We start from the raw sequence: 17,280 nt of genomic DNA, 5'->3' as shown, positions 1-17,280 counted from the left end.
TTCAACACGCCGAAGCAAAGAGTCAAAAAAGATGTTATAGTTCTATCTGTTGTCTAAAACACCCGTCCGGGTGGCGGAATGGTAGACGCGCTAGCTTGAGGTGCTAGTGCCTATTTGTACAGGCGTGCGGGTTCAAGTCCCGCTCCGGACACAGAATAAAGCCTTGCTGAGAAATCAGCAAGGCTTTTTGCGTATTAATCCCAAGCGCGGGGCTATGTGTTCTAGCCCTAATCACGCTAATTAATCACGCTAATTAATCACGCTAATTAATCACGCTAGTTAATCACGTAATTCCAAGGGTCAAATGCCCTACCAATCCACAAGACATCAATCGATTCTCCAAGATTTTTATAAACACTATCTTGAATATCTTTAACTGCGTACTCAAACCACAAAGACTCAATAGCACTATGAGGAGTGTTTATAAGCATAGGCTTAGCAATACTGGAGTTGGCTAATTTCGATTCATAAACAGCCTGCTCATACGCGTCTGTTGCAGGATGATGCCTTAAATCACTTGTTACATACACATCTGCACCGCAAGCGCGAACGTCATCGAATAAAGAATCTCCCGAACCTGGAAGAACAGCTATTTTGCTAACAATTGCATTAACATCTCCGCACACTTGAACGCCTAACTTAGTAGCAGGCAAAGCGTTAAAAACGCGCATTGCAAACTCTTTAAGAGTGATTTCTTTTTCTAGCACGCCAACTCTGCCAAGCCCAAGAGAAGGGTTGTCATTGCTTGCAGGAACAAGAGGCTGCAAATCCTTAAGACAAAAAGCACTAGCTGCAGCAGCAGCCACTCCCCTAAAAGCCGCGTCCGCATTAGTGTGCCCAACCCACAATCCACAACGATTTTCAATAAGAGTTTGAACTATTTTCCCGCGAACAGAAAAACCAGAAACTTCATGAACTGCTCTAAAAAACAAAGGATGATGCGAAACAATCAAGTCTGCACCCATTTTGCATGCTTCATTAACAGCCTCAAGCGTTGGATCCGATAAGCAAACGATTTTATTAACTTTATGCGAAGGATCTCCAACAATTAATCCTGGATTATCCCAAGACTCAGCAAGACTTAAAGGATACAAATCTTCCAAAATCTTAACAATATCGCTTAAAGTTGCCATTATTCCTATCCTTTGCAATAGACCTCTACAACAGATTTCTACAATAGACTTCTACATTAGATTCCTACATTAGCCTAAATGGTATTTATAGTAATTTACAAACACACTCAGTGCGCAGCAAGCTGCCAATCGTCGCCCAAACCAGTAGAAACACTAAGCGGAACAGAAAGCTCTACAGTATGCTCCATAGCGTTTTTAACAATATCTTGAACAACATCTACTTCTCCGTGCGCAACTTCAAGAACAAGTTCATCGTGAATCTGCAAAATCACACGACTTTTAACATTAGCGTTTCGCAAATCATCGTCTACTTTAATCATTGCAAGCTTCATAATGTCTGCAGCACTTCCCTGAATAGGCGCGTTTAAAGCAGCTCGCTCTGCAGCTTCTCTAGATGCCCTGTTTGTGGAATTTAGCTTAGGGAAATATCTTCTTCTGCCAAACATTGTTTGCGTATAACCAAGCTTTCTGGCCTTGTCTACCAAAGACTCCAAATAATCGTGCACAGAGCCAAAAGTATTGAAATACTTTTCTTTAAGCATCTCGGCAGCCGCAGGACTAATGCCTAATTGTTTTGCAAGACCGTACGTACTAAGACCGTATGCTAGCCCATAGCTCATTGCTTTAACGTGACTGCGCTGATCTGAGCTAACTTGTTCTACTGGAATCTTATAAACCAAGCTTGCTACAAACTTATGGAAATCAACTCCAGACTGGAATGCATCAATAAGCGTTTGATCACCAGAAGCATGTGCCATAATCCTAAGTTCCACTTGCGAATAATCACAGCTCATAAGTTGTTGGTAATTACTTCCTGGAACAAAAGCCGCTCTAATCTCTCTTCCAGCAGCGTTTCTATTAGGAATGTTTTGCAAGTTTGGATCCGAAGAACTTAAGCGCCCAGTAGCAGCAATAGTCTGCTCAAAAGTGGTGTGAATCCTACCATCTTTATATCTTGCAGCATCAATAAGGCTTTGAACAATTTGCTTTAACTTATTAGTTTCACGATATTTTAACAATGCACCCAAAAATTGGCTTGACTTTTCATCTGGATTAGTCTTTGCATACAGCTCTTGCAAAGCCTCGGCATTAGTAGTGTAAGAGCCACTTTTTGTTCTACGCGTAGGCTTTAGACCCATGTCTTCAAACAATAATTGCTGAATCTGCTTAGGACTTTGCAAATTTATTGGCCTGCTGGCAACGTCTAAAGCCATTTTTTGCGCAAATTGAGCTTCGCTTGCAAAATTATCTCGCATAGACGTAAGTCGAAGCATATCTACAGCAGCGCCCGCATCTTCCATTCCTCGTAAAACCCTAGAAACAGGCATTTCAACGTCTACCATTAAGCCAGTTTGCTTGCGTTCATCTAGTTCATTTGCGTACTGCTTAGCCAATAAGCGTATAATCACAGCTGTTTCTAGCATGCCTTTTTCTAATTCTTGGCTATCTTGGCTATCTTGGCCCTGCGACTCTTGTTCTTTAGATTCCTCGCCGCTTTCTATATCAAAATCAAGCTTGCCCTGCGTTGGCTCAGCGTTTAATTCCGCACCACCTATATGAATGTTTAAAACATGTTCGGCCATATTACAAAGATTTTCATTCTTAAAATCTGGCTCAATTAAGTAAGATGCTAAACGAGTGTCAATTAGCGGACTAAACGAGTAGTTGTTTTCCACAATTTTCAATGACTTTAAAAGAGCAATATTCTTTTTGTAATCATGCAAAACTATTGAAGACTCATGCTTTTTTATAAAATCTTTTAGCTTAGCGCAGATTGTATCGCTATTTTTATTAAGAACATCGGCATACACGATTGCTGCATCATTACCAGCTAGGATTATTAACGCTTTTGCAAAAATGCCAAACTCTTGAGTGTTATTTGGCTCTTCTAAAGCAAATAATGATATTTCTTTGTGCTCTTTTATTGTTTTTGCGCAAGACAAGTCGTTTCTTATAAGATTTGTGCTATCTGGAGCAGAAAAATCGCAAGTCTCCGCCACACAAGAATTTGCTATATTAATCCAAACATCTAAATCGGATTCTGAATTAATTTTATGCACGTTTATTCGATCTATCAGCGCTTTAATGTCTTCTAAATCTTCTGAATTATCTAACTCAGACGAACTATTATTCTCTGTGTTCGCGCTTGAAGCAGAAATCATCATTTTAATATTCTCGTCTAAAAGCTCTTTGCTTCCGCGCGTAAACTCCTTTAAAATCTTTCTTCTAGTACGAGTACCAAATTCAAGATTTTCAAACAACTCGCCTACAGCTGCAGCGTCCACATTTCCAAATTCAAGATCGCTAATGCTAACACCAAGGTCTAAATCTTTAACAAGAGTATTAACCTTTTTGTTCAAACGAATCTGATCAATACTTTCTCGCAAAGATTCACCTTTTTTACCAGTAATTTGATTTGCGTTTTCAATAATGCCCTCTAAGCTACCAAACTGATTAATCCACTTGGCAGCGTAGCCGTCTCCAACTCCTGGAACTCCTGGAATATTATCAGACGTTTCTCCACGCAATGCTGCTAAATCTGAATACTGACTAGGCGTAACGTTGTACTTTTCAATAATCGCATTAGGATCCATTTGCCTTAAATCTTTAAAATGCCTGCCTGGGTACAGTACGTTAATATTGTTATCAATAATCTGAAAAGCATCACGATCGCCAGAAAGAATAAGCGATTTATAGCCAGCATTAGCGCCCATTGTTGCCAGAGTTGCAATAATGTCGTCGCCTTCGTAGCCCTGTTTTGTAATATACTTAACACCTAACGCGCTAAGCATTTTTTGAATAACGGGAAGCTGCGCTATAAGCTCTTCTGGAGCTGCATCACGAGTGCCCTTATATTGAGGCAAAAGCTTGTTTCTAAAAGTTCCACCTTTAACGTCGAAAGCAACCGCAAGCTTATCTGGTTTCTCTTTTTCTATAACTTGCGAAAGCATAGTAGAAAAGCCCCATATTGCATTAGTTGCAAAACCAGACTTTGTGGAAAAATTATCCGCGGATATTGCGTAGAAAGCACGAAACGCAAGTGAGTGGCCATCTACCACCAACAACGTTCCTTTTTTATAATTGTTCTTAAAAGAATCTTCGTTTGAAACGATGCTGGTATCCACTTAACACCCACCTGCGTTTTCGTAAAATAAATTTTGAAATTATTCAATGCACGCTTGCATACAATCTGCAACGATTATTAAATTTTGTTTTTACTAACTATGCCTATTCCTCGGCAGCTGGCTTCTCTTCGCCATACTTAGCAATAATAGCCAAAGCAAGACGCTTCTTAGGAATACGCTGATCCATTGAAGTTTTTTGAATCCAACGGAAAGCACCCTGCTCCGAGAATCCAGCCTTATCCATAAGCAAGCCCTTTGCTCTATCTACAAGCTTGCGTTCTTCTAAGGTATCTTCGGCTTTTTTAAGCTTTTCTTCTGCTTTACGAAGCTGATCTTGAGCATCTTGCAACTTGCCTTCTGTGCGCTCAACACTATCTAGCAAATCGTTAATCTCACTAAACCTACCCATAGCCACTTCTAAGGCTGGCAAGAGCTTTGACTCTTCGTAAGGCTTTGTAACATAAGCCATTGCGCCCGCACCCGTAGCACGCTTAACTAAATCAGCTTGCGAAAAAGCAGTTAGCATAACAACTGGAGCAATGTTTTCGTCGCAAATAGTAGCAGCCGCTTGAATTCCATCTACAACAGGCATTTTAACGTCCATGCAAACAACGTCTGGACGATATTCGCGAGTAAGATCAACCGCCTCTTGGCCGTTAGCAGCTTGCCCCACAACCTTATATCCGTTGTCTTCTAGCATAGCTACAAGATCCATACGGTTAACTGCTTCATCTTCGGCAACAACAACAGTTTTTGCAATATTTTCGTTTTGTTCACTAGCGTTCTTATTGCTTTCTACGCCATTTTGCGCCTCAGCAGCATTACGCAATTCATCATCTGTAAGCACAACAGGCACCTTCCCCATCTCTTCATCGCCATTTTCAGCCGACATTTTAACCTCATTTCCTTACCATAAAACACAAGGCAACAGCGCTATGCATTCCACCAACACGTACATTCACACACTTTAATACTCGCCATCTTTGCGTTTATTTTTAGGCCAGCATCATGCAAGTTTTATGCACAAACACTAAAAAGCACACTGTGCGCGTTGCCACATGATTTTACTCGCATGCGTGTATAAAAATACGCTATAAACCGCATTTTAATGCGGCAAACTGCATGCAAATATTGACAATACAAAAGTCAAGGCACCTAGCATTGCCAGCTTTACGCATAGCGGAAAAGCATTAGCATAATCACTATTAGAAACCGCGCATATTAGCAAATGTGCTTTTTTAATAAACACATAGGTAATCAATAATAACAGAATGCAAGAAACAATAAACACACCTTTATTAAGCAATCCGCTATTTAACGTGCAAACAATTTTATATGGATTACCAATACTTAAAATTACGCCTATAAATCGCGTATAAAACACGTATAACAGCACATATGCAGATTGCAAAATCACCAGAAAACCAACAACGCAAGAAAATACAACACTACCCTTGCGCTTTCCAATCAACGCCATTGCTGTGATTTTTTTATGACGTATGTCACTTTCTGCGTCTCGCAAATTGTTAATCATCATAAGACAAGCAGAAAATCCACCTGGAATAAAAGATAATAAAACGCAAAATGCGATTTGACTTACGCTAGCTAACGCAATTGAATCTTTAGAAAAACCACTTGCGTAAAAAAGCGCGCACAATGTTCCTAAAAACGCAACTGGCCCAAAGAACAAAAACGCACTAAACTCTCCCCAACCGCAGTATCCATATGGATGCGATCCTCCAGCATAAAACCACGCTGCAATCAAGCAGACTAAGCCAAGAGGAATAAACAGCCAAACACCACTTTTAATAGTAATAATCAAGCCAAAAATGCATGATATTAAAGCAGATATTCCAACAGCATACAGCACTGATTTTGGCTTAATACCAGCGTCTGCAAGCCTCCAAGACACATCGCATAGCGCTTTACCATCTGCACTCAGTTCTCGCTTAGATCTTTGATTATCTAGCCCGCGTAAACCGTCGCAATAATCGTTTGCATAGTTTACGGAAATTTGCATAAAAGCAGCAACGCCTATGCATAACAGCGATTGAATAACAAAATTTTCAATATTGTATGGTTTAACAAGTATTTGCCCACTAAACAAATATCTTGCAAAAATCGAAATTGCCATAACAACTGGCACAATTCCAATCGGAAGAGTATAAAGTCTTGCACCTTTAATCCAAAACTTAATATTAGTCATTAAAAATCGCCTAAATTCTAGAATTCTTTAATTTATTCTAGATTAGTTTAGACTATTTTAGATTATTTGTGGAGCAAATATAGATGCAAGAATTGGCAAAGCAATCATTAACGCAGACACAACAAGAAGAACAAATCCACGCCATCCAAAAGAATACTTTTTAAAGGAGGATGTTCTAGTGCGCAAATAGAACCCACGCTCTTCTGCAGCCAGCGCACAACTATCTGCTTTACGAACAGACAAAACCAAAAGAGGCACAATCAAAGGCATCATAAGCTTAATCTTTTTAAAAGGATTTTTGGTATCAAACTCCACTCCTCTAGCCATTTGCGCTTGCGTAATTTGAGACATCTCGTACGCAAAAATAGGAACAAATCGCACAGCAGTAGTGATTGTAAAAGCATAGCAATACGGAATGTGGAAGTATTGAACAACTGCATTGGCTAAATCGTTTAGTTTTGTAATGCTAAGAACGCTTACAAGAGGCAATGCAAAGCAAAACAGCCTTAAAGATGCTCGCAATGCAACAGAAATGCCCTTTGTGCTAAACCATAAGAACATGTAGCTTCCGCCTTGAGCAATAACTGTTTGCAAAAAGAACATTACAACGCCAAGAATAAGCATTGCGCGCACAAGAGGAAACAGCGTTTTAAGAATTCCAGCCATAGCCATGCCAGCAAGAATAAGAGCTGCAATAACAACAAGAACAGTAAATTGTTGAGCTATAAAAGCAGAAACAACAACACTTATAGCCAGTATGAGTTTTGCAATAGGATTTGCTTTGTGAAGTAAAGTTGAACCTTCGTTATAAGTTAAGATTTTAGTTTGCATAATTCACACCTTGCTTTACAAATTGCAACTCTTTTTAAGAGCATTAACCAGCATTTCCCTTTTATATAAGCCCCTGCATGCACTAAAACCGTGTTCCACTAATCCTTTAGATACAGCGCATAAAAGCGGAGCGCATAATGCAGCTTCTTTGCAAATGGCGTTGTTTTCAAAAACGCAACTTATGCTGCCGTCTTCTAGAATTTTGCCATCGTTTACTACGATTAAACGCGTTGCAAAGTCAAGAACCACTTCCATATCGTGGCAAACCATTATCACACAGCAACCGTGGTCTCTAAGGTCTTCTACAACTTGCATAATGCGTAAACATTCCATGTAGTCTAAGCCACACGTAGGCTCGTCTAAAACAAGAATTTTAGGATTTGTTACAACAGTTGCAGCCAAAGCCACCATTTGACGCTGACCTCTAGAAAGCATAAATGGGCTTGCACTAGGATTTAGATTTAGCTTTTTAATCACCTGCATTGCATGATCATTAGCATCTTTAACAGATTCGCCTAGAAGAATGCAACTAAACGCAACTTCTTCTAAAACAGTGTCTTTACAAAGCTGACGGTCTGGATTCTGGAAAAGCGTAGAAACATAGTGAGCAATCTGGCTAATCTTCATATTGCTAGTGTCTTTGCCGTCAATAAAAATGCTGCCGCTGCTAGCTTTAAGCAAACCGTTGATTAGCTTAGTAACAGTTGTTTTTCCAGCACCATTCCTTCCAACAAGCGTTACGAGCTCCCCAGCATAAGCTTCAAAAGATACATCTTTTAAAGCATTAACGCCACTAGGGTAGGAAAAACTGACGTTTTTGAGCGAAAGGCACGGAGAAGAGTTTTGTTCTAAGGTTTGAGATTCATTGGAAAAGTCGCAAGCAGCCGAGCATTCAGCATCTGCACATTCGCCATCCGCACAATCAATATTTGAATCTTTACTATTAAAATTGCTGCTATTAATCGTATTAACAATAGTATTTACTGTATCTTCTACAGACACAGGCAAATCACTTTTAGCGCAAATATTCTTGCTCTGTAAATCATTAACCAAATGCGTAGTGCGTGGATAATTTATTCCAATAGAATAAAGCAAATCCATACTTTTCAACGCTTGGCTAACAGGCAAATCAAGCGACAAAGTGCCATTAGAAAGCACAACCAAACGCTTGCAATACTCGCTTAAAAGCGCCACTTTTTGCTCAATTACAACAACCGTTATTCCAAAGTTCTTGTTTAAATCTTTTAGAATCGAAAAAATCATTCTAGAAGAAACAGGGTCTAAAGCGCACGTAGGCTCATCTAACACCATAACTTTAGGCTTTAGCGCAAGAATAGCAGCAATCGCAACCTTCTGCTTTTGGCCGCCAGAAAGAGTGTCTAAATCGCGGTTACGCAGGTCGCTAATGCCAACAATTTGCAAAGCTTCATCTATTCGACTTGGTATTTCGCTATGTGCAACGCCAAAGTTTTCTAGCCCAAAAAGAATCTCATCTTCTACGTTTGCAGCCACCATCTGTGCATCAATATCTTGAATAACAGATCCAATTAAGCAAGCTATATTAGTTAAAGCAAGATTATTAGTGTCTTGACCAGCAATTTTAACGCTTCCAGAAAGTTCGCCAGAATAATGATGCGGAATAGCTCCAGAAAAAAGCGAAGCTAACGTTGTTTTACCAGACCCAGAAGGCCCGATTATTCCAACAAATTCGCCAGATTCTATGCTAAGACTTACATCTTTTAAAGCAAAAGCGGGATTTTGCGCCTTTGAAGAATTGAAAGAATCATCCTTATTACGATTCGCATACTTAAAAGATACTTCTTTTAATTCCAGCAAAGGCACAATAATTCCTAACTCTTAAAACCAATAAATTGATTACTAATTATTGATTAGTATCTAACGATTATATAATTTACCAAATATTCCTAACACATATTGCGTAACACATATTGCGTAACACATATTGCGTAACACATATTGCGTAACACAAACTATGCTACTTGTGCAAAACGAGTCGGATTGGAGTGTAAAGAACTTCAACAACAACAGCATTAAACACAGCAGTTCCCAAAATGATTGGAAGCATAACAAGAACAGTGTTTGGAGAATGAAGAATAAAGAAGGATGCGATTGTTGCAAAAATCATTCCAGAAATAACAGTTGTAACAAACGTAGAAATAAATGGGAAAACGCTGAACTTTCTAGCAGCATCCTTAGGGAAAGCTTTTAGATATCCCATAAGAACTAACGTCATAATAATTGCTGCTGGAATATCGCAAGCGTATTCAAGACCAGGAATCGAAGTGTTAAATTGAATCAATGTAGCAGCCAAAGCACCAATAATCGCACCTTGAATAACATTTGGTCGAACAAGCAAAATAGACAAGCAGAACGATGCAATAACAAACTCTGGCTGAATATTTCCAATTGAAAGAGACTTTGCAACCGTAAAGTCAAGAATGCATCCTGCTGCAAAAAGAACAGCCACCAGCACCAAAGACGTAATATCTAAAGCGTGCTTTTTAACATTTACGCCTTTAAGCAAAGTCGCTGCCTGATTAATCTCTGGTTCTACAGATGCTTCATTTGCGTTAGCTACATCTTGCTGTGCATTCTGATTAAATTCCTGATTCATGATTTTCTCCTTTACGTAAATTTTTACGTTATCTATTTTCAACAATTTTGTTTTATAAATTGTTATTGGTTTTAGATTGTTTAGATTGTTTAGATTGTTTTAGATTTGGATTAAACCCAAATGGATTTTGGCTTAGGGATATAAAAAAGACCCCTAGGTTTACCCTAGAGGTCTTTTATAAGCCTAAACAAGCAGCTTCAAAACTTTAGAGTAAACTACGCCAAAGAGAAGTCTGCCACCACCACATACGAGCAGCATCAAAAGAAGAACGAGCTTGAACATTCATGTTACGCATGATAGCCGCCTCCTTAAATACTTTAGCTGCAAAAGCTAAATGCCTATGTGGTCAATCACAAACCTAACACCGTAAAATTTACGATATGTGTTTGTGTTGTGTTCGATGCTAACACTATAAAAGTACAAATGCAAACAAAAAGATAAAATTAGCAAAAATCACACAAAATGCGCAAAAATATCCCCGCTTAAATCCGCAAAATTCCAGGCAAAACGCCGTAAACGAATAAAACAAACAGAACAAGCTTCTTGAGCTTTTGCAAAAGATTAGAAAAAACAACCCCAATCCCTAGCAACGTGTATACTTTCACGAGTTATGGGCTCGTAGCTCAGTGGATAGAGCGTCTGCCTCCGGAGCAGAAGGCCGTGGGTTCAAATCCCATCGAGCCCACGTTTTGCGTTGATTAATTTCCACCAAGAAACGCAAAAGTACCATAGTAAACAGCTGCGATTAATGCAATTGCAGGAATAATTAAGCATCCAGCCATAAACACATAATCGCGCTTATTTACATAGCTTATACGTGCATGAGATCTTGGATTTTCCCCTCCAAAACCGCGAGCTTGCATTGCTGTTGCCAAAGTACTAGACCTACGAATCGAAAGAACAAGCAGCGCAAAAGCTTGAGGCATAAATGCGCGAATCTTACTATCGTCTCCAAGACCGCGAGATCTTCTAGAAGCGGTAAGAGCCGCCCAATCATCTTGCAAAACGCTAAAAAGCCTCATTCCTGCTAATCCGCCATAAACAAACTTATCTGGCAAGTGCATAACTTGACTAAAAGCATCTGCTAAATCGGTAGCATCAATGCCAATAACCGTAACGATTGCAGGAACACCAATCGCCAAAATACGAATAAACGTTGCAATTGCAAGAGTTGTGGAGTGTTCGCTTACTTGAATAATTCCCCAATTAAAGAAGATTTCGCCGCCAGGCTTACCGTACAACCACACAGCCAGAGCAGACCCAGGCGCACCAACCCAAACAGGCCAAGATTGCTTAATAACGCGCCAAGGATTCATTCCAACAATCCATAAAATTACAAACTCTAGAACAAGTGCAATAGACGAAGAAAGCCAATCTAGAGTAAATATAAGCGGAACAGAAAGCAAAAAAGCTCCAAGCATGCGGTAAACAGGGTTTAACGAAGCCAAAAATGGCGAGCAGCTTGCCGCCCTCTCTTGCTCATCGCGCTTATTTACCGCGCTAACCTTTATTCGCGATATATTGGTTGCACAAGTTGTAGAAGACAGAGCTTCGGAAGAATCGCAAACTGCGGCTGCTGGCGATTCTTGTAAATCGTCTAAATCGTCTAAATCGCCAGAATCACTATTCTTAGCATTGTTAACTGGCAAAAGTTCAACCAAACGCGCGCCAAGAGCGTCTACCAGCTCTTTATCGTGAGTAACAACAATAACGCTAACGCCGTCTGCTCTAAGACTTGCAATCAGCTTTATAATTTGCATCCAAGTTTTTCGATCTTGGCCAAAAGTTGGCTCATCTAAAATCAAAACTCTTGGAGCTGCTGCCAAAGACGCTGCAACCGTGAGCCTTCGCTTTTCTCCGCCAGAAAGAGTGTACGGATTTGCGTTGGCGTATCTAAGCAATCGGAATCGTTCTAGAAGCTCTTGAGCCTTAGAACGAGCGTCTTCCTCGCTCATGCCTGTTCTAATAGGTCCTAACATAACCTCTTCTAAAACAGTTCCGCACGCAAATTGATGTTCTGGATTTTGAAAAACATACGAAATTCTTTTAGCAAGTTCAGTTGACTTCCATTTTATAGGATCACTTGAGTCTAAATCTTTACAAAGATCCTCGCTTGCTACGACTTCACCTTCTAGAGATGGAATTAATCCTGCCAGAGTTAGCGATAAAGTAGATTTTCCAGCACCGTTTGCACCAACCAAAGCCGTTATTTGGCCAGAATTAAACTCAAGATTAATGTTTTTGGCTATTGGAGTATCCGTATGACTAATCGCAAGGTTTTTTGTAGATAAAACTACTTTTCCATCTCCTACAGAAGGGTCGCAATCAGGCTCTCCGTTAACGTGAATCCTAGTTATATTGCGATTTTTTGGATCCTTGTACTTGTCTGGAAGCCATATTCCAAGATCTTCAAAGTCAAGATCCTTGCGATTAAACACCTGGTCTGGAGTTCCATCAGCTACGATTACTGTTTTAGCGCTCTCGCCTCTTGCAATATCGTCATCGTGAACAAAAGTTTCACCTTTATTGCTGCCGCCATTTTTGTTGTTATCAAGCCCAAGAACAATTACTCGGTCTATTAAATCAATCCAAGGCTGAGCATGATGTTCTACAAGAACCATTGTTGCATGAGTATTATCAAGCACCTTTTTAACGGCTGCAACGATTTGCTCAACGCCGTCTGGATCAAGATTTGCTGTAGGCTCGTCTAAAAGAAGAACACTAGGCTTCATTGCCAGCGCGCCAGCAAGAGCCAATCGCTGCATTTGACCACCGCTTAAATGCGCTGTAGAGCGATGAAGTTGCAAACCATCTAAGCCAACCTCTTTAAGACTTTCGTCAACAATATTCCAGATTTCTTTACGTGGAACATTCATATTTTCTGGCCCAAATGCAACGTTATCGCCTAAACGTTGAAAAATCGCTTGCGCTTCTGGGTCTTGCAAAACTAAGCCAACGCGTCCGCGAGCCTTATGAACTGGTACATCGTCTACAAATACTGCACCTTCACTCACTCCGCCATCTTCGTCTTCTACTAAAACATTCTGCTTTAAAGAAGACTGGCTTGAAGAAGATTGATTGTTTTTAACGTTTGAATTGGATTTAAGAATAATATCGCTGCCTATTAATCCAGCAGCGCCTTCGAGAATAGTAGACTTGCCTATGCCCGATGCTCCTAGTAGCAAAACTCTTTGCCCTGCTTCAATAGTTAGGTTCAAACCACGAACAGCAAACGCCTTGCGAGAGGCATGACGATAACCCCAATTCTCAAAACGCAACTGAGCAGCACTAAAAGCCGATGGAAGGAAAGTTTCAGCTTTATGCTGTTTGGTTTCGTTCAAAACCTGCGTTTTAAATGCATCGGGCATAGCAAATCCTTTATGGCAATGATTTTTAGGCAGGGGAAAAACTGATCTCCGTGCGCCAGCATTATCTGGATTCACGTTCAAGCGGTTTCTCTCAGCTTTACGAATTACGCAAAGCACCCGTGTCGACTGAAAATTTTACGGCACTGTGTAGACTCGCGCACAAAATCAACGTGTTCGCGCGCTTTGTGCGCAAGTCAAAATTTATAACACTACTTCACTACTTAGCTAAGCGACTAAGCAGCAAAGCTTCCGTTACAATATTCGATTCCAAGCCAGAAAGAGAAATTGACTCATTTGGGCTATGAGCATTAGACTTTGGATCTTCTGGACCCGTAACCAAAACCTGCGCTTTAGGGAAGATTCGTTGCAATTCTGGAATAAATGGAATCGAACCACCCTCGCCCTTGTTAATAGGATCCACGCCAAAAGCGTCCTTCATAGAAGCGAGCGCATCTTTAGTTGCAATTGCATTTGGATTCATAGCCCAACCCATGCCATTATCCAAAGGCTCTACAGTTACTTGCGCGCCAAACGGAGCGTTTGCAACCAAAAAGTCACTCAACGCTTTTTGTGCAGCCTCAGGGCGCTGGCAAGGCGCAGTTCTAAGCGAAAGTCGCAAGCGTGTTTCGTGAGCAATAACGTTAAAGCTTTCCTCTACTGGATGCGCGTCCATTCCAATAACAGTCAAACTTGGCTTAGTCCACATTCGTGCAGCAAGCGAGCCAGTTCCTGCAAGCTTATAAGAATCCACTACCGAAGAATCGGCTCTAACTTGCGATTCGTCTAAATCGCGTTGCAAGCCGCCAACAGGCTCTTGCGATTCAATTCCAGGCACATCCAAATCGCCGTCTTTGTTGTAAAGAGAAGCAATCAACATTGAAGCGAGCGTGTAGGCGTCTAAAATAGGTCCACCAAACTGACCAGAGTGAACTTGATGACCAAGAACCTTAACCTTAACGTCTACAGTTGTGTTTCCGCGCAAGCTAGTTGTAAGGCTTGGGATTTCGGCAGACCAATTGCCAGAATCCGCAACAATAATCACATCGGATTCAAACTCAGCTTTGTGAGATTCAATAAACGGAATAAAGCTTGGAGAGCCCATCTCCTCTTCGCCCTCAATAAACACCTTAATGTTTACGCCTAAATCTTCGCTTAAAGCACGCAAAGCGCCGTAGTGAATGGCAATTCCGCCACCATCGTCCGCGCTACCGCGACCGTACAATCGCCCATCTATCTCGGTTCCTTTAAAAGGATCTGTGTTCCACTCGCTTGCATCTGGAACAGGCTGAACATCGTGATGAGCGTAAAGCAAAACTGTTGGAGCATTTGGGTTTACTATACGAGATCCAACAACCTCAAATGCGCCTGGAGTACCGTCTGGATTCTTGGACTGTTCAACTCGAGCGTCAACACCAACTTCGCGCAATACTCCAGCCACGTATTGCGCCGAAGCGCGCATATGATCCCCAGTAATACCTTTAGCAGAAACGGCTCCAAGCTCTATCTTTTTACTAAGAACAGATATAACATCGTTCCACGCAGCGCTAACACGATTCTTAACGTCTTCCACATTAAGATTAGCCATACAAATCTCCTTAAAACAAATAGCCAAAACAACTGCTCAAGCAATTAACTACTATCTAACCACTATCACACTATTAACAACATTAACAACCAGACATTAACAGCCAGCAAAATCTATGGAACGCGTCTAGTCTGTTGGGTAATCTGCAAACATGACATGGAATCCATTCGTAAAAAAAGATGCTGATAATAATGCGCAAAATGGCAATCAATCAGCAGTCAATGAAAATAGCGAGAATAAAGCAGAAAACAATGCAAAATCTCGCACAAAAAATGCGCCAACTCCTAAAAGGAACGAGGCTGCAGCGCAAAATCTTAGGCCGCTTGTGCCAAAAGACCGCAAAGCTAGCGCAAAGGCTGCACGCGCCAGAATTCGCCAGCGCGAAAATGAACAGTATGACGCTATGAAAAATGGCGATTTAGCGCATATGCCAAAGTCGGAGCAACTTCCATGGAGAGTGTATATTCGCGATTACGTAGACGCACGCTTTAATGTTGGAGAATTTTTTGTTCCGTTTGCAATCGTAATTATGATTTGCATCTTCTTTACACAAAACTTCTTGTCTACTAAGTATATTGTTCTTTATTTTGCGCTTGCGATTATTCTTTACGCGTATCTTTTTGCTGCGATTATTGACGTTTTAATAATGTGGCGCAAACTTAGAAAAGAACTTGTTAAGAAGTACGGCCAGGTGGCTGTTGCTAAAAGCTCTAGGTCGGCAATGTATGCCTGCAGTCGCGCAATACAAATGCGTAGGTGGAGGTTACCAAAGCCAAGCACACCAAAACGCGGAAACTGGCCAAAGTAAAGCGCTAGTATACCAACAAAGATATGATTTATAGCAATGTGTGTTTGTAGCATGCTGCTTAAGTAATAGCGGCACAAACGTGGTACAAGCCTTGCAATAAGCACAAAACAAAATTAACGCGAATATCGTATAGGGGATAAACGCAAAATGGCAAACGAAAAGTCAAAGAATACTAAGAAATCGGGCATGATTTCACAGATTATGCGCATTTACAAGTACACGCATACAGACGATAAGCAGCTTCCACTTTGGCTTGGATTGGCTTTTGCAGCCCCTGTAGTTCTGTGCGTTATAGCTGGCGTTATTTTGCGCTGGTCCATTTTTACATGGATTATGATGGTTGTAACAGCGCTTATGCTGGGGCTTTTGCTTTTTACGGTTGTTTTAACAAAGCGCGCAGATAAAGTTGGATACGCAAAACTAGAAGGCAAGCCTGGAGCTGCCGCTGGAATTCTAAGCGCAATCAATAAGGGCGGTTTTACATTCCCACAGCAGCCAGTTTGGGTTGATCCTCGCACAAAAGATGCTATTTGGCGCGGAACTGGCTTTAACGGAATCTTTCTTGTTGGAGAAGGCAATTACGAAAGACTAAGCCAAGCTATGAATCGCCAGGAGCATGCGATTAAAAGCGTTACAGCTGGGTCTAGTATACCTGTGTACCGTATTTGCGTTGGAAACGGACAAAATCAAATTAAGCTTAGAGATTTAAGAACCACAGTTTTAAAGTCTAAAACTTTAATTCCTACAAATCATAAGTTTGCTCCTCTTGCAGCAATTCACCCAAACCGCAGATTCTTCCTTACTAAAACGGAGCTTGCGATTCTAAACGACCGCTTGCGTACTTTGCAAGGAAAGCTTGGATTTGGAATTCCAAAGGGAATTGACCCTACGCACACGCCACGCGTGAGCCGCAGAGCTTTAAGAGGAAAATAAATCATATAATCAATAAATCTAAATTTTTAAGGTATAAAATAAACCAGACGTTCCAAGCGGTTCGTCTGGTTTTAATATATTTACTTGCGACTTATACGCAACTATTATTCTCGCGTTATGTGCGCTTCTACCCAATCAACAATGTACGGAGCGCACTCTTCTACTTGATCCATTGCAATCTCAAACTCTTTAGGGCCTCCATACCAAGGATCCGCCAAATCTAAAGCAGCTTCGCGCCCAGCTTGTGGCTTTGGTAACTGTGGATCAAAAGACCTGTACATGTGTACAAGACCACGCTTTTGCGGCGGAATAATCCTAAGTAAAGATTGCATATGCGAAGCCGTCATTGGAAGAAAAAGATTCGTCTCTTCTATTTCGTCTCGCTCAATCCTATGCGCAAAATGGCTTAATGGCAAAGAATATCCCCTACTTTTAAGCTCCCTCTGCGCACGCGGATCAATAGGATTTCCGTATTCTTCATCGCTTACTCCGCATGATTTTACAGCAACAACATCGCTTAATCCCCTAAGCTTAAACTCGTTGCGCAAAACAATTTCTGCCATTGGAGACCTGCAAATATTTCCCGTACAAACCGTCATAACAACATACGGATGCTTAGCGTCTACGTGAATTTTGTTTAAAGATTCCATACATAT

The 17,280-nt window shown here is 40.9% G+C and carries 12 protein-coding genes and 2 tRNA genes; 4 read left to right on the top strand and 10 right to left on the bottom strand.

Annotation, left to right across the window (positions count from 1 at the left end; translation table 11 throughout):
• Window positions 1–64: 64 nt before the first annotated feature.
• Window positions 65–151: transfer RNA gene (locus tag ACZ0NX_RS02845), tRNA-Leu, on the top strand.
• Window positions 152–275: 124 nt separating this feature from the next.
• Here ACZ0NX_RS02845 and ACZ0NX_RS02840 read toward each other — a convergent pair.
• From ACZ0NX_RS02840 to ACZ0NX_RS02810, 7 genes are all read right to left on the bottom strand, one after another.
• The gene (locus ACZ0NX_RS02840) at window positions 276–1,133 is read right to left on the bottom strand and encodes a Nif3-like dinuclear metal center hexameric protein (RefSeq protein ID WP_464405372.1); all 858 of its coding nucleotides are present in this window, start codon (window positions 1,131–1,133) and stop codon (window positions 276–278) included.
• Window positions 1,134–1,240: 107 nt separating this feature from the next.
• Window positions 1,241–4,258 (bottom strand): DNA polymerase I, encoded by a 3,018-nt coding sequence (gene polA, locus ACZ0NX_RS02835; RefSeq protein WP_464405370.1) that lies wholly within the window; start codon window positions 4,256–4,258, stop codon window positions 1,241–1,243.
• A gap of 103 nt (window positions 4,259–4,361) precedes the next feature.
• Window positions 4,362–5,150, bottom strand: a complete 789-nt coding sequence (locus tag ACZ0NX_RS02830; protein ID WP_464405368.1) for an ANTAR domain-containing response regulator — start codon at window positions 5,148–5,150, stop codon at window positions 4,362–4,364.
• Window positions 5,151–5,363: 213 nt separating this feature from the next.
• Window positions 5,364–6,464 (bottom strand): 1,4-dihydroxy-2-naphthoate octaprenyltransferase, encoded by a 1,101-nt coding sequence (menA, locus tag ACZ0NX_RS02825; protein WP_464405366.1) that lies wholly within the window; start codon window positions 6,462–6,464, stop codon window positions 5,364–5,366.
• 57 nt (window positions 6,465–6,521) lie between these two features.
• Entirely contained in the window at window positions 6,522–7,295 is a 774-nt protein-coding gene (locus ACZ0NX_RS02820) for an energy-coupling factor transporter transmembrane component T family protein (protein WP_464405364.1), read from the bottom strand.
• Between the two features lie 15 nt (window positions 7,296–7,310).
• Window positions 7,311–9,137: an ABC transporter ATP-binding protein gene (locus tag ACZ0NX_RS02815; RefSeq protein WP_464405362.1), complete on the bottom strand. Its 1,827-nt coding sequence runs from the start codon at window positions 9,135–9,137 to the stop codon at window positions 7,311–7,313.
• 154 nt (window positions 9,138–9,291) lie between these two features.
• Window positions 9,292–9,930 (bottom strand): hypothetical protein, encoded by a 639-nt coding sequence (locus tag ACZ0NX_RS02810; protein ID WP_464405360.1) that lies wholly within the window; start codon window positions 9,928–9,930, stop codon window positions 9,292–9,294.
• A gap of 612 nt (window positions 9,931–10,542) precedes the next feature.
• Here ACZ0NX_RS02810 and ACZ0NX_RS02805 point away from each other — a divergent pair.
• Window positions 10,543–10,615: transfer RNA gene (locus ACZ0NX_RS02805), tRNA-Arg, on the top strand.
• Window positions 10,616–10,628: 13 nt separating this feature from the next.
• On the opposite strand, the gene ACZ0NX_RS02800 is transcribed toward ACZ0NX_RS02805, so the two are convergent.
• Both ACZ0NX_RS02800 and ACZ0NX_RS02795 read right to left on the bottom strand, forming a co-directional pair.
• Window positions 10,629–13,298, bottom strand: a complete 2,670-nt coding sequence (locus ACZ0NX_RS02800) for an ATP-binding cassette domain-containing protein (RefSeq protein ID WP_464405358.1) — start codon at window positions 13,296–13,298, stop codon at window positions 10,629–10,631.
• A 217-nt stretch (window positions 13,299–13,515) separates the two neighbouring features.
• Window positions 13,516–14,883 carry a dipeptidase gene (locus ACZ0NX_RS02795; RefSeq protein ID WP_464405356.1) on the bottom strand — a complete coding sequence of 456 codons (1,368 nt, stop codon included), beginning with the start codon at window positions 14,881–14,883 and terminating at the stop codon, window positions 13,516–13,518.
• Window positions 14,884–15,034: 151 nt separating this feature from the next.
• Between ACZ0NX_RS02795 and ACZ0NX_RS02790 the strand changes: the two genes are divergently transcribed.
• Together ACZ0NX_RS02790 and ACZ0NX_RS02785 are read left to right on the top strand one after the other, a co-directional pair.
• The gene (locus tag ACZ0NX_RS02790; protein ID WP_415695328.1) at window positions 15,035–15,691 is read left to right on the top strand and encodes a DUF3043 domain-containing protein; all 657 of its coding nucleotides are present in this window, start codon (window positions 15,035–15,037) and stop codon (window positions 15,689–15,691) included.
• Between the two features lie 147 nt (window positions 15,692–15,838).
• On the top strand, window positions 15,839–16,624 hold the full coding sequence (locus ACZ0NX_RS02785) for a DUF4191 domain-containing protein (protein WP_060787343.1): 786 nt from the start codon (window positions 15,839–15,841) through the stop codon (window positions 16,622–16,624).
• Window positions 16,625–16,728: 104 nt separating this feature from the next.
• On the opposite strand, the gene ACZ0NX_RS02780 is transcribed toward ACZ0NX_RS02785, so the two are convergent.
• On the bottom strand, window positions 16,729–17,274 hold the full coding sequence (locus ACZ0NX_RS02780; protein ID WP_060787342.1) for a low molecular weight protein-tyrosine-phosphatase: 546 nt from the start codon (window positions 17,272–17,274) through the stop codon (window positions 16,729–16,731).
• Window positions 17,275–17,280: the final 6 nt, after the last annotated feature.

The organism is Gardnerella rara (assembly GCF_055452355.1).
This window is presented reverse-complemented; position numbering and strand designations above follow the sequence as displayed.

What these genes read in the sequence shown, in the direction of transcription:
- ACZ0NX_RS02840 (WP_464405372.1), bottom strand. Translation starts at nt 1,133, where the DNA reads ATGGCAACTTTAAGCGATATTGTTAAGATTTTGGAAGATTTGTATCCT.
- ACZ0NX_RS02800 (WP_464405358.1), bottom strand. Translation starts at nt 13,298, where the DNA reads ATGCCCGATGCATTTAAAACGCAGGTTTTGAACGAAACCAAACAGCAT.
- ACZ0NX_RS02790 (WP_415695328.1), top strand. Translation starts at nt 15,035, where the DNA reads ATGACATGGAATCCATTCGTAAAAAAAGATGCTGATAATAATGCGCAA.
- ACZ0NX_RS02810 (WP_464405360.1), bottom strand. Translation starts at nt 9,930, where the DNA reads ATGAATCAGGAATTTAATCAGAATGCACAGCAAGATGTAGCTAACGCA.
- ACZ0NX_RS02785 (WP_060787343.1), top strand. Translation starts at nt 15,839, where the DNA reads ATGGCAAACGAAAAGTCAAAGAATACTAAGAAATCGGGCATGATTTCA.
- ACZ0NX_RS02820 (WP_464405364.1), bottom strand. Translation starts at nt 7,295, where the DNA reads ATGCAAACTAAAATCTTAACTTATAACGAAGGTTCAACTTTACTTCAC.
- ACZ0NX_RS02830 (WP_464405368.1), bottom strand. Translation starts at nt 5,150, where the DNA reads ATGTCGGCTGAAAATGGCGATGAAGAGATGGGGAAGGTGCCTGTTGTG.
- ACZ0NX_RS02795 (WP_464405356.1), bottom strand. Translation starts at nt 14,883, where the DNA reads ATGGCTAATCTTAATGTGGAAGACGTTAAGAATCGTGTTAGCGCTGCG.
- menA (WP_464405366.1), bottom strand. Translation starts at nt 6,464, where the DNA reads ATGACTAATATTAAGTTTTGGATTAAAGGTGCAAGACTTTATACTCTT.
- ACZ0NX_RS02780 (WP_060787342.1), bottom strand. Translation starts at nt 17,274, where the DNA reads ATGGAATCTTTAAACAAAATTCACGTAGACGCTAAGCATCCGTATGTT.